Annotated in this window: 13 protein-coding genes and 1 riboswitch; of the genes, 5 read left to right on the plus strand and 8 right to left on the minus strand. The window is 63.8% G+C overall.

Annotation, left to right across the window (positions count from 1 at the left end; genetic code table 11):
• Positions 1-20 precede the first annotated feature (20 nt).
• The 4 genes from B5G43_RS02605 (at position 21) to B5G43_RS02620 (ending at position 2,611) form a co-directional block, all read left to right on the plus strand.
• Complete coding sequence (locus tag B5G43_RS02605; protein ID WP_242960427.1) at positions 21-980, plus strand: sigma-54 dependent transcriptional regulator; 960 nt, start codon at positions 21-23, stop codon at positions 978-980.
• A 123-nt stretch (positions 981-1,103) separates the two neighbouring features.
• Positions 1,104-1,409 (plus strand): STAS domain-containing protein, encoded by a 306-nt coding sequence (locus B5G43_RS02610; protein WP_087258816.1) that lies wholly within the window; start codon positions 1,104-1,106, stop codon positions 1,407-1,409.
• A gap of 42 nt (positions 1,410-1,451) precedes the next feature.
• Positions 1,452-1,901: an anti-sigma F factor gene (spoIIAB, locus tag B5G43_RS02615; protein ID WP_087258818.1), complete on the plus strand. Its 450-nt coding sequence runs from the start codon at positions 1,452-1,454 to the stop codon at positions 1,899-1,901.
• The gene (locus B5G43_RS02620; RefSeq protein WP_087258820.1) at positions 1,898-2,611 is read left to right on the plus strand and encodes a sigma-70 family RNA polymerase sigma factor; all 714 of its coding nucleotides are present in this window, start codon (positions 1,898-1,900) and stop codon (positions 2,609-2,611) included. Before spoIIAB ends, B5G43_RS02620 begins: the two co-directional genes overlap by 4 nt.
• 54 nt (positions 2,612-2,665) lie before the next feature.
• On the opposite strand, the gene B5G43_RS02625 is transcribed toward B5G43_RS02620, so the two are convergent.
• On the minus strand, positions 2,666-4,093 hold the full coding sequence (locus B5G43_RS02625; RefSeq protein WP_087258823.1) for an NCS2 family permease: 1,428 nt from the start codon (positions 4,091-4,093) through the stop codon (positions 2,666-2,668).
• Between the two features lie 262 nt (positions 4,094-4,355).
• Positions 4,356-4,453: riboswitch (purine riboswitch) on the minus strand.
• A 185-nt stretch (positions 4,454-4,638) separates the two neighbouring features.
• Complete coding sequence (locus tag B5G43_RS02630) at positions 4,639-5,046, minus strand: serine proteinase (protein WP_206404997.1); 408 nt, start codon at positions 5,044-5,046, stop codon at positions 4,639-4,641.
• A gap of 1,006 nt (positions 5,047-6,052) precedes the next feature.
• On the opposite strand from B5G43_RS02630, the gene B5G43_RS17645 reads away from it, so the two are divergent.
• Complete coding sequence (locus B5G43_RS17645; protein ID WP_242960428.1) at positions 6,053-6,580, plus strand: hypothetical protein; 528 nt, start codon at positions 6,053-6,055, stop codon at positions 6,578-6,580.
• A 45-nt stretch (positions 6,581-6,625) separates the two neighbouring features.
• Here B5G43_RS17645 and mreB read toward each other — a convergent pair whose 3' ends face one another.
• The 6 genes from mreB to B5G43_RS02660 form a co-directional block, all read right to left on the minus strand.
• Positions 6,626-7,648, minus strand: a complete 1,023-nt coding sequence (gene mreB, locus B5G43_RS02640) for a rod shape-determining protein MreB (RefSeq protein ID WP_087258827.1) — start codon at positions 7,646-7,648, stop codon at positions 6,626-6,628.
• Positions 7,649-7,791: 143 nt separating this feature from the next.
• Entirely contained in the window at positions 7,792-8,448 is a 657-nt protein-coding gene (locus B5G43_RS02645) for a ComF family protein (RefSeq protein WP_087258829.1), read from the minus strand.
• Entirely contained in the window at positions 8,445-8,621 is a 177-nt protein-coding gene (locus B5G43_RS17490; RefSeq protein ID WP_164488727.1) for a hypothetical protein, read from the minus strand. Before B5G43_RS17490 ends, B5G43_RS02645 begins: the two co-directional genes overlap by 4 nt.
• 413 nt (positions 8,622-9,034) lie before the next feature.
• Entirely contained in the window at positions 9,035-11,239 is a 2,205-nt protein-coding gene (locus B5G43_RS02650) for an ATP-dependent RecD-like DNA helicase (protein WP_242960435.1), read from the minus strand.
• A 64-nt stretch (positions 11,240-11,303) separates the two neighbouring features.
• On the minus strand, positions 11,304-11,678 hold the full coding sequence (locus B5G43_RS02655) for a hypothetical protein (RefSeq protein WP_087258833.1): 375 nt from the start codon (positions 11,676-11,678) through the stop codon (positions 11,304-11,306).
• Between the two features lie 43 nt (positions 11,679-11,721).
• Complete coding sequence (locus tag B5G43_RS02660) at positions 11,722-12,201, minus strand: small multi-drug export protein (protein WP_087259013.1); 480 nt, start codon at positions 12,199-12,201, stop codon at positions 11,722-11,724.
• Between the last annotated feature and the right edge of the window lie 41 nt (positions 12,202-12,242).

Here is a 12,242-nt window from a genome sequence, read left to right on the forward strand (position 1 = left end):
AAATGCCTACAAAGGAAGAAATGCGGCAATCCTTCTACCTGGAATCCAAATCCAAGGCCTACCTGGATGCCCTGCGCAATTGTGAAAATGTAGCCGATTCCAACGTCAATGTGATGATCCTGGGAGAGTCGGGTACCGGTAAGGATGTGGCGGCCCGGTACATCCACGCGTGCAGCGACCGCAGTGACCGCCCCTTCGTAGTGGTCAACTGCAGCGCCTACCCCGATACCCTGCTGGAGTCGGAGCTCTTCGGCCATGAACAGGGAGCCTTCACCGGCGCCACCCGCGCCCGGGAGGGCCGCTTTGAGCAGGCCAACACCGGTACCCTCTTCATCGACGAGATCGGCGATGTGAGCCTGAGCACCCAGGTCAAGCTCCTGCGGGCCATCGAGACCAAGCAGATCGAGCGCATCGGCGCCAACCAGTCCCAGCAGGTGGAGTTCCGCCTCCTCTCGGCCACCAACAAGGACCCCTACACCGAGATCCGGGCCGGACGGATGCGGGAGGACTTCCTCTACCGCATCAGTACCATCGTCATCCGCATCCCGTCGGTGCGGGAGCGCCCGGAGGATGTGGAGGACCTGGTGCGTTTCTTCCTCCAGCGGGCCCAGGGGGAGTTCCGCAAGGAGATCACCACCATTGTGCCCAAGGCCTGGGAGTTTCTCATGCACTACAACTACCCGGGCAACCTCCGTGAGATGAAGAATATCGTGGACCGCATGGTGGTCCTCTCGGAGGACGGCGTCATCACCGAGCGGGGCCTGCCGGTGCTCTACGACCTGACCCTGGAGGAAGAGCCCAAACCCAAGCCCCGGTTTGAGACCATTCTGAGCTGGAAGGAGTTCAAGCGCCAGAGCGAGTCCGAATACCTCCGCTGGGTGTTGGAGCAGACCGGCCACAATGTCACCGAGGCCGCCCGGCGGCTGGGCATCAGCGCCCGGCAGCTCTTTAACAAGATCTCGGAATATGAATTGCGCTGAATCGGTCCTTCGACCGATTGTGCAGAAGGCATCGGGTATAATCGCCTCATACCAGAAAATGGTATGAGGCGATTTTTTTTGTCCCCGCGCGCGGGGATGGACAAGAGCAAGGAGGGACAAGCCATGGCAATCACCTGCACGGGAGAAGGGCGGGTGCGCACCGCGGAGCTGCGGGGAGAGGTGGACCACCACCGGGCCCGGGGGCTCATGCGGGAGCTGGAGACGCTGGTGGACACCACCGCGCCCCGGGAACTGATCCTGGACCTGTCGGGGGTGACCTTCATGGACAGCTCCGGCATCGCGGTGGTACTGCGCACCTGGCGGCAGGTCAAGGCCCTGGGGGGCGAGCTGCGTCTGGCCGGAGTGCCGGAACAGGCGGGCAAGGTCCTGCGGGCCGCGGGCGTGGAGCGCCTGGTGACGGTGGAATAAACGACGGGCGGGCACATGGCCCGCCCGGGGAGGGAGCTACATATGAAACAAGCTAGCAGCAACGAGGCGCTGATCCGCTTCCCCAGCTGTTCGGCCAACGAGGGCTTTGCGCGGGCGACGGCGGCCTGCTTTGTGGCCCAGCTGGACCCGACGCTGGAGGAGGTCAACGATATCAAGACCGCCGTCAGCGAGGCGGTGACCAACTGCATCGTCCACGCCTATCCGGACTGCCTGGGGCTGATCCAGATGCGCCTGCGGCTCTTTGAGGACCGCACCGTGGAGATCGTCATCAAGGACACCGGCGTGGGCATCGCCGACGTGGACCAGGCCCGGACCCCCCTCTTCACCACCGGAGGGGAGGAGCGCTCCGGCATGGGGTTCACCATTATGGAGAGCTTTATGGATACCGTCAAGGTGCGCTCCCGGCCCGGACGGGGGACCACGGTGGTGATGCGCCGGAGAATTTCCCGGCGCATGGGCGTGCCGGGATGAGCATTGCCGACACCCCCGAACTGCTGGAAGAGGCCCGGAAGGGGGACAACGAGGCCTGTACCCGGATTTTAGAGGAGAACGCCGGCCTCATCTGGGGCATCGTGCGGCGTTACTACGGCCGGGGCGTGGAGCCGGACGACCTCTATCAGCTGGGCTGCCTGGGGTTTCTGAAGGCGGTGCGGGGCTTCGATCCCGCTTTCGGGTGCCAGTTCTCCACCTATGCGGTGCCCAAGATCGCCGGGGAGATCCGCCGATTCCTCCGGGACGACGGGGCGGTCAAGGTGAGCCGTGGGCTGAAGGAGCGAGGCGTCTCGGTCCGGGCCGCCCGGGAAAAGCTTTCCACCGCCCTGGGAAGGGAGCCCACCCTCTCCGAGCTGGCGGAGGAGACCGGCCTCACCGCCGAGGAGATCGCCGCCGCCGAGGAGGCCGGGCAGCCGGTGGCCTCCCTCCAGATGGAGACGGGGGAGGGGCTCACCCTGGAGAGCCTGCTGGGGGAGGAGAGCTTTGAGGAGGGTGTCCTGGAGCGGGAGACCCTCCGCAGCGCGGTGGCCGCCCTCCCGGAGCGGGAGCGGCAGGTGGTGGCCCTGCGGTACTACCGGGGCTTCACCCAGGACCGCACCGCCAAGGTGCTGGGGGTGTCCCAGGTGCAGATCTCCCGCATCGAGCGCCGGGCCATGGAGCACCTTCGCCGGGCGCTGGCCCCGGAGTAAGAACGAGCGGCCTGCCGAACCGGCAGACCGCTCTTTTTCTATATTAAGATAAAGTTAGCCCAGCGTCATAAAGGCATAGCGGAGGATGAAAATAAGGGACACCACGGCGGCCAGGGGCTGGATCTCCCGGGCCTTGCCGGTGAAGAGCTTGATGAGGCAGAACATAATCAGACCCACGGCCACGCCGTTGGCGATGGAGTAGGTAAAGGGCATAAAGACGATGGTGCAGAAGGCGGGCAGGGCCTCGGTCATGTCACTGAAGTCCACGTCCCGGATGTTGCTCAGCATCAGGATACCCACAAAGATAAGGGCGGGAGCGGTAGCAGCGCCGGGGACGATGCCTACCACCGGAGCAAAGATGATGGAGAGGAGGAAGAGCCCGGCGGTGACGACGCTGGTCAGTCCGGTGCGGCCGCCCTCGGCGATGCCGGCGCTGGACTCCACCACAGTGGTGACGGTAGAAGTACCCACCAGAGCGCCCGCGGCGGTGGAGATGGCGTCAGACATGAGAGCCTGCTTCATGTGGATGACCTCGCCGTTCTCGTCCATCATGCCGGACTGCTTGGCGGCGCCCAACAGGGTTCCGATGGAGTCGAACATGTTCACCAGGGAGAAGCTGATCACCAGCATGGTGACCGTAAAGAGGCTGTGGAGCAGGTTTTCACCGGCAAAGAGTCCCGCGAAGTCCAGGTGGAAGAAGGAGACCTCCATAAAATCGGAGAACTTGGAGCCGATGTCAAAGCTGAGGTTGCCCACCTGGGTCACGCCCAGGGGGATGCCGGCCAGAGTGGCCACCACGATGCCGATGAGGATGGAGCCCTTCACCTTTCGGGCGTGGAGCACGCCCATGACCAGCAGGCCGATGATCGCAACCAGTGCGCCCTTCACGGCGGTGAGGTCGGCGTCCGGGTTCTGCCACTGGGCAAAGTCCACCATGCTGACCAGAGTGGCGCTGTTCCCCACCACAAGGCCGCTGTTCTTCAGGCCGATGATGGTGATGAACAGGCCGATGCCCGGGGTGATGGCGGTCTTGACCGCCTGGGGGATGGAGCGGATGATGGCTTCCCGCAGGCCCACCGCCGTGATGACGATGAAGAGGATGCCGGAGATGAACACCACCACCAGCGCCTGGCTGTAGCTGTACCCCATGGCCAGGACCACGGTGTAGGCGAAGAAGGCGTTGAGCCCCATGCCGGGAGCCTGGGCAAAGGGCAGCCTGGCGTACAGCGCCACCAGGATAGTGCCAATGAACGCGCCGATGCAGGTGCCGATAAAGACACCGTTGGAAATCTGACCGGCCAGCGCCGTGTCGCCCATGATCATAAAAGGATCAGCCAGGATCTGGGGATTGAGAATCAGAATATAGGCGATGGAAATGAAGGTCGTCACGCCCGCCAGGATCTCCGTGCGGACGTTGGTACCGTACTTCTGCAATTCAAAATAGCGCTCAATGAAACCGGGTCTCTCAGTTGGCTTAGACATTTTTTTCTACCTCCATGTCGATTTTGAGTGTATCATCGCAGAGATTGGCCGGGATGTCACCTCCTGTGGGCAAATGCAACGGATATACGCTTCTTCAAAATACGGACTCCCGATGGAGTGCAAAAAAATGGCCGCAGACAGTTCTGACGATAATTTCCAGGCCTGCTGCGTCCGGGGCGCAGGGTGGAACTTATAGTCAGCTGTTTGCGGCAGCCGGTAGAGACGTCCGTCCATATCACGGATCTATATAAGCTCAGAGGACTATGCGATTGCTGGATCTTATAGTCGGCTGTTTACGGCAGTCGGTAGAGACACTTACCCTTATTGTAAGTTTATATAAGACAAGTGGAGCTTAAGGCCTCCCTTCTTGTAAGTTTTCATCATATTACCATCTCGAAGTATATTTGTCAAGTGTGTCTTTGGGAAAAACGCGCATGAGAGTTCCAAATCAAGCAGGAGTTATTGGGCGGTTTGACATAAGGGGTCAGAAACAAAACGCGGAGAGCGGCCTTGCCGCTCCCCGCGTTTTTCGGGACTGGAATGCTTTATTCCGGACGGGCCGGGTCGTCATCGGCAAAGTCGATGGGATCGGCAGACACCGGAGCGGAGACGATCACCGGCTCCTCCGGGGGGATCTCCGTCTCCACGGCCGCCAGGTCAGAGTCCTTCAGCGCGCCCTCTTCCTTGAGCTGCGCGATGCGGGCCTTGTTCTCCTCAATGTTGATCTTGGCCGTGGTGATCTTCTCACACAGGGCGGTGTAGCCCGCCTCAGGCGCCATGCCGCGCTCGGCATAATAGAGCTTGCCCAGCTCCAGATAGGCCTTGCGGATGCTGTCGTTTTCCCCGGCATTGGCCAGCTGCAGCCGGGCGATCTCCGTCAGCTGCTTGGACTTGGCCACGCCGGCCTGGGTCAGCTCCACCGCTTTTACCTTCAGATCATCAATCAACGCCATACCAGATACCTCCTCAATGGAATCTTGGAACCCTCCACTTGGGAAGGAACGGAACCGCAGGTTCAGTTGCTCCTATTTTAGCGCCTTTTCCATTCCGGCGCAAGTGGCGGGACGGCTTTTCCCCTGTGGTACCGGAAATCAGACGGCGGCATAGACTGGGGTGGAGGTTATGCCTATGAACATTTTTCAGAACCGGGATTTCCCCAAGGAATGTCCCGCCCGGCCCTGTCCCCCTTCGTGTCCGCCTCCGGGCTGCTGCCCACCGCCGAGGCCGGTGGATTGCTGTACGGTCACGGTAGTATCGATTCCCGGCCCCACGGGTCCTGAGGGCCCCATGGGGCCCACGGGTGCGACCGGAGCGACCGGCCCTGCCGGGCCGACCGGTCCTCAGGGGCCTGCTGGCCCCACCGGTGCGACTGGCCCTCAGGGCCCGACGGGTCCCACAGGCGCGACCGGCGCCACCGGAAGCGCGGCTACCATCGAGGTGGGGACCGTGACCACCGGCGAGCCTGGGACCGACGCAGAGGTCAGCAACGCCGGGACCCCTCAGAATGCGGTCTTTGACTTTGTGATCCCCGCTGGTGCGACGGGTGCCACCGGTGCCACTGGACCTACCGGCCCCACCGGTCCGAGCGGTGCGACTGGTGCGACTGGTGCGACTGGCCCGACCGGCCAGACTGGGCCCACTGGTCCGAGCGGTCCCACTGGCCCGACCGGTCCCACTGGCCCGACTGGTCCGACGGGTGCGACTGGTCCCACTGGCCCGAGCGGTGCGACGGGTGCCACTGGTGCCACCGGCCCGACTGGACCCACCGGACCCACCGGCCCGACTGGTCCCACTGGTCCGAGCGGCCCGACTGGTGCGACCGGTGCCACTGGACCCACCGGTCCGAGCGGCCCGACTGGTCCCACCGGACCCACTGGCGCAAGAGGCGCGACTGGCCCCACCGGCCCGACTGGCCCCAGCGGGGACAACGGGGAGGCCGCCACACTGTCGGTTGGCAACGTGACCACTGGCGACCCGGATACTCCTGCTTCGGTGACCAACAGCGGAACCGAACAGAACGCCATCCTGGACTTCGTGATCCCCAAGGGGTGCACCGGCAGCAGCAGTACTCCTCAGGCGCTGCTCAACGCCTATTCTACGCCGCCCCAGCCCGGAAAATCGGGCTCCACGCTGCTGTTTGACAAGAACAGCACCACCTACGGTACCAGCATCAGCCATACCGAGGGGGAGAGCGACTTTTCGCTGGCGGACCCGGGCTTCTACCTGGTGTCCTACAACGGCGTGGTCGCACCGGTGGGCACCGACGAGTTCCCGGTGGCCATCGCCGTGATGCTGCAGGTGAACGGTACGCCGGTGCCCGGCGCGGGAACGCAGCACACCTTCCAGTCCGCGTCGGAGGCCAGCAACGTGGCGGCCTCCCAGGTGCTCCAGGTGACCGGACCGTCTACCGTGAATCTGATGGGCAGCGGCGGCGATTTCCTCTATTCCGACCTCGGCATGTCCATCTGTAAGCTGGGCGAGGGCTGAGCATAAAAAGTCCCCCGGCCGTATGGCCGGGGGACTTTTTCACGGTTAGTTCATCTGCTTGCGGCGGGACAGGTTGATGGTGCCGTCCTGCATGTCGCTGACGGACTCCAGGCTCTTGCCGGTGCCGTAGGCCACGCAGGAGATGGCGTCATCAGCCACGTGGGTCTCGATGCCGGTGTGGGACTCGATGAGCTTATCAAAGCCCCACAGCAGGGAGCCGCCGCCGGTCATGACAATGCCGTTGGTGGCGATGTCGGCCACCAGCTCGGGGGGAGTGCGTTCCAGGACGCCGTGGATGGCCTCCAGAATGCGGGTAGCGGGCTCCTCGAAGGCCTCGATCATCTCGCTGGAGTTGACGGAGAACACACGGGGCAGACCGGTCATCAGGCAGCGGCCGCGGATCTCCATGGTCTCCTCCTCGGGGCGGGGGAACACGCAGCCGATCTTCATCTTCAGCTCCTCGGCGGTGCGGTCACCGATCAGTACATTGTGCTTGCGCCGTATGTACTTCACGATGGCCTCGTCGAACTGGTCGCCGGCGATCTTGATGGAGGTGGACTCCACGATGCCGCTCAGAGAAATGACGGCGATGTCGGTGGTGCCGCCGCCGATGTCCACGATCATGTGGCCGTCGGGCTTGGTGATGTCAATGCCCGCGCCGATGGCGGCAGCCACGGGCTCCTCGATGAGGTACACCCGGCGGGCGCCGGCCTGGATGCCCGCGTCGATGACGGCGCGCTCCTCGACCTCGGTGATGCCGGAGGGCACGCAGATGACGATACGGGGCTTGAAGAGCCGGAAGGAGGTCACCTTGCGGATGAACTCCTTGAGCATACGCTCGGTCATGTCGTAGTCGGAGATGACGCCCTCGCGCAGGGGACGGATGGCCACGATGTTGCCGGGGGTCTTACCCAGCATCTGCTGGGCCTCGGTGCCCACCTTCAGCAGCTTGCCGGTGTCCTTGTGCAGGGCCACCACGGAAGGCTCCCGGAGAACGACGCCTTTGCCGGCCACATACACCAGGATGGACGCGGTACCCAAATCAATGCCAATATCTTTACTGAACATACCCACACCTCGAAGTCCTTTGAAGAATGCCTTTATTTTCTCCCAAATTTTCATGGTTTATCACCCATAATAATCTTCTTCTCATTATAAAGATATTTCTGTCGCATTTCAACCGTATTTTTCACAAGAATCACGTTTGTTTCTCAGTGTGCTCTGGCCAGAGTGGCGCAAAACACGACTTTTGCCCCTGCGGTGCGGAGCATACGGGCGCATTCCGAGGCGGTGGCCCCGGAGGTCAGCACGTCGTCAATGAGAAGGACCCGCTTGTCCTGCACGGCGGCGGGGTCCGTGCAGCGATAGGCCCCCAGGGCGTTGGCCCGGCGGGCGCTGTTCTCCTCCAGACCGGATTGAGGCGCGGTGTCCCGGACCTTTTCCAGCGTGGAGCACAGCGGCAGGCCCAATTCCTCCGCCACCACCTGCGCCAGGAGCTGGGCCTGGTCGTAGCCGCGCTCCCGCTTGCGGCGGCGGGAGAGGGGAGCCCAGGTGACGAGGTCGCAGGGCTCGTCCAGGTGGACCCGGACACAGACCGCCATCAGGCGGCCGTAGGCCTTGGCGTAGGAGGTCTGGCCGTAGAATTTATAGCGGTGGAAAGAGGTTCGTACCGTCTCCTCATACCGCAGCGGGGAGCAGGCCAGGGCGATGAACTCCGGTTTCTGCTCCGCGGCGGAACCGGAGAGCCAGGGGAGCTCCCGGCGGCAGCGCGGGCAGAGGTCGCGCTCCCCATCGGGGAGGAGGGACCGGCAGAATACGCACTTGGGCGGGAAGAGAAGGTCCAGAAAGGCGGACCACAGCCGGTTCAATTCAAATCCTCTGGCTTGATGGGGCCGTGTTCCTCTTCAAAGGAGCGGATACACTGATTGATCAAGTGAAGAATCTGACGGCTCATCGAGCGCCCCTCATAGGCGGCGATGTATTGCAGCTTGTCGTGCTGCTCCTGATCCATACGGATACTGAGATGTTTTTTGCGTTCCATGATGCTTTACTCTCCATTTCTAGTGAGTAAAGCATAGCTTGTGCGATTCATTTTAGGTGTATTCTTAGTGCAAAGTTAGTGCAGAATATTCGCGCGCTCGCCGCGCAGGCCGCCAGCCTGGCTCAGGCCGCCTACTCGGCGGGAGCACCGCTTTCTTTGCAAAGAAAGCGGTGGGAAAGAAAGCCCAGAGGGGGGATACCCCCCTCTGGACTCCCCCAAGGCGCACCCTGGCAGAAAGAGGGGGACAGGCGGCCGAAGGCCGCCCACTTGGAGGGGAGTGGAGAGGGGAACGAGAAGTTCCCCTCTCCTTCTTTTCTTTCCCCCATTTCTTTTCTCGAAAAGAAATGGGGCGCTGTCCGCGTAGGACGCCCGTCCGGCGAGGACATATCCTCCGGGCTCCCCGGAGAGAGCTCTTACATTCCCTCCGCCAATCTCCAACGCAGGCCGGAATACCGCCGCTGCTGGCGGTTGTTGGCGGTCATCTGGGCCACGACCTCCTCATCACCCACCAGGATGAGAAGCTCCCGGGCCCGGGTGATGGCGGTATAGAGGACCCCACGGGTGAGCAGCATGGGCGCGCCCTTGCTGACCGAGAGGATGACGGCCCGGTACTCACTGCCCTGGGCCTTGTGGACGGTGATGGCGTAGGCGGGCTCCAGCTCGCCCAGCATGTCCGGCTCATATTCCACCAGACGGCCATCAAAATCCACGGTGATGAGCTGGTTGCGGTTGTCCACCTCCACGATCTGGCCAATGTCGCCGTTAAAGACGCCCATGCCGGAGGTGAGGGAGTCCCGGTCCTTCCAGGTGAGGTCGTAGTTGTTGCGTACCTGCATGACCCGGTCGCCCTCCCGGAAGATGAACTCCCCGAAGCGGCGCTCTCCCTTGCCCTGGGCCTCGGGATTCACGGCCTCCTGAAGGGCACGGTTGAGGGCGGCAGTGCCCGCCACCGTCTTGCGGGTGGGGGAGAGGACCTGGATCTGCTCCGGCGGGATGCCCATGTTGCGGGGCAGACGCTGGGACACCAGCTCCACGATGGTCTCAGCGGCCTTGGCCGGGTCCTTCCGGCGGAGGAAGAAGAAGTCGGAATTTTTGTTGTGCAGGTCCGGCAGCTTCCCTTGGTTGACCCCGTGGGCGTTCATGACGATGGCGCTCTGGGCGGCCTGGCGGAAAATCTCCGTCAGGCGGACCATGGGGATGGCGCCGCTGCGTATAAGGTCGGAGAAGAGATTGCCCGGCCCCACGCTGGGGAGCTGGTCCGGGTCGCCCACCAGCACCAGGCGGCAGTCGCTGCGCAGCGCCGAGAGAAGGGCCCGCATAAGGGGCACGTCCACCATAGAGGTCTCGTCCACGATGACGGCGTCCACCCGCAGGGGGTCGCTCTCGTCGTGGGCGAACACCAGCCGCCCGGTGCCCGGGTCAAACTGGGTCTCCAGCAGGCGGTGGATGGTGGCGGCCTCCATGCCGCACAGCTCCCCCAGGCGCTTGGCGGCCCGGCCGGTGGGGGCGGCCAGGGCGGTCTCCAGCCCCAGGGAGTCGAAGAGAGCCAGCACGCCCCGGAGGGAGGTGGTCTTGCCGGTGCCGGGGCCGCCGGTGAGGAGCATGACCTGCCGCTTGGCGGCCAGCTCCACCGCCTCCCGCTGCTGGGGGGCGTAGGTGATGCCCTGGCTCTCCTCGATGGAATCCAAGATACGCTCCAGCCCGTCGGGGGGATTGAGCTCCCAGGCGGCCATCTCGGTGAGGCGGGCGGCCACGTAGGCCTCCGCCTCCTGGAGGTCGGAGAGGTAGCAGGCGGTCTCACCGGCCACCTCCTCCTGGGTCACCTCGCCCTGCTCGATGAGGGCCTCCAGGCCGTCCTCCAGATGCTCGCTCTCCAGCCCGATGAGCTGGGCGGTGGCGGCCAGGAGCTTGCGGCGGGGGAGGAAGGTGTGGCCGTTGTTGAGGTTGTGGGAGAGCTCGAAGAGGAGCCCGGCCTCGATGCGCTGGGGGTCGTCCCCCTCCAGCCCCACGTCCAGAGCCAGAGCGTCGGCGGTGCCGAAGTCCACCCCCAGCTCCTCATCCACCAGCAGGTAGGGGTTGGACTGGATGACCTCCAGCGCCCGGTCCCCGTACCGGCGGTAGAGGGGCATGGCCAGCTGGAGGGCGATGTCGTGGCTGCCCAGGAACTCCAGCAGGCGGCGCATGCCCATCTGGAGCCGGAAGTGCTCCCCCATGGTCAGGGCCTTTTTGCGGGTGATGCCCTTGATGCAGGTCAGGCGCTCCGGGTGCTCCTCCAGGACGTTCAGGGCGTCGGCGCCGAACTCCTCCACCATCCGGCGGGCGGTGGCGGTGCCGATGCCCCGCACCGCGCCCGAGGCCAGGTATTCAAAAATGGCCTTCTCCCCGGCGGGCATCCGCCGCTCCACGATCTCGGCCTTGAACTGCTCCCCGTAGGAGGCGTGGCGCATCCACTTGCCCCGCACCGAGATGCTCTCCCCCGGCGCGATGCCCGGCATGCAGCCCACCACCGTGATGCCGCCCTGGTCTCCGGCGTCGATGCGCAGCACGGTATATCCGTTTTCCTCGTTCTGATAGATGACCGCATCCACGCAGCCCTCCACCAGATTCAGTTCCTCCACAGTGTCCAATGGGACCATCCTTCATACAGTCTGTAATGTAGTCAATAAAAATTGCGATATGGAATCAGAAATTTGCCTCGGAATGGGGCTCCGCCCGGGTCCAGCCGCTGGCGAGGTAGGCGCTGAGCTGGTCCATGGGACACAGCACCGTGCCGCAGTACCGGCCCAGCAGAGCCTGCGCCACCCGGCGGCCCTGGGGGGAGAGCCCCGCGTCGGCGATGACGATGGGCACCCGGGGCGCGCCGCTGTCCCGCAGCCAGAGAAGGCGCCGCAGGTCCTGTTCCAGGTGTTCCCCGTCCCCGCGGGCGGGGAGGACGGCGTACAGACCGCCGGGCTCCAGCTCCCGGGGGAGCAGCAGGTGGCCGAAGGCCAGCCAGGCCAGGGTCACCAGCCCCAGCGCGGCGAAAAAGGCCAGCGCACCCTGTAAGAGAGTTTCCATACCCTCACCTCCGCTCCATCCTATGCGGGGAGGGAGAAAGGGTTCAGATAATGGCCATTTTCACCACGTAGGTCAGGAAGGTGACCAGAAAACCGGCGATGAGGACGCCGGCGCTCATGGCGGGCATGGCCTTGCGCAGGGGCATGTTCAGAAACGCGGCGGCCAGCGCGCCGGTCCACCCGCCGGTGCCCGGCAGGGGGATGGCCACGAAGATCATCAGGCCCAGATACTTGTAGCGGGTGACTTTGCGGCCCTTCAGGTGGGCCTTGCGCTCCAGCTTGTCCACCAGATCGTTGAGCCGGGGCATGTGCCGGCGCATCCAGAGGAAGATCCGGCGGATATACACCACAATAAAGGGGAGGGGCAGGAGATTTCCCACCACACTGGCAAAAAAGGCCGCCCAGGGATTCAGACCCAGCGCCACGCCGAAGGGAATGCCGCCCCGCAGCTCGATGATGGGCAGCATGGACACCAGCATGGTGAACACCAGTTCACCGGCCTGATTCTCGGTGAGCCAAGACATGAGATCCAACGTGAATTCCTCCAGTTCCTTGGCACGACTCC

The organism is Flavonifractor sp. An92 (assembly GCF_002159175.1).
Classification (GTDB): domain Bacteria; phylum Bacillota; class Clostridia; order Oscillospirales; family Oscillospiraceae; genus Pseudoflavonifractor_A.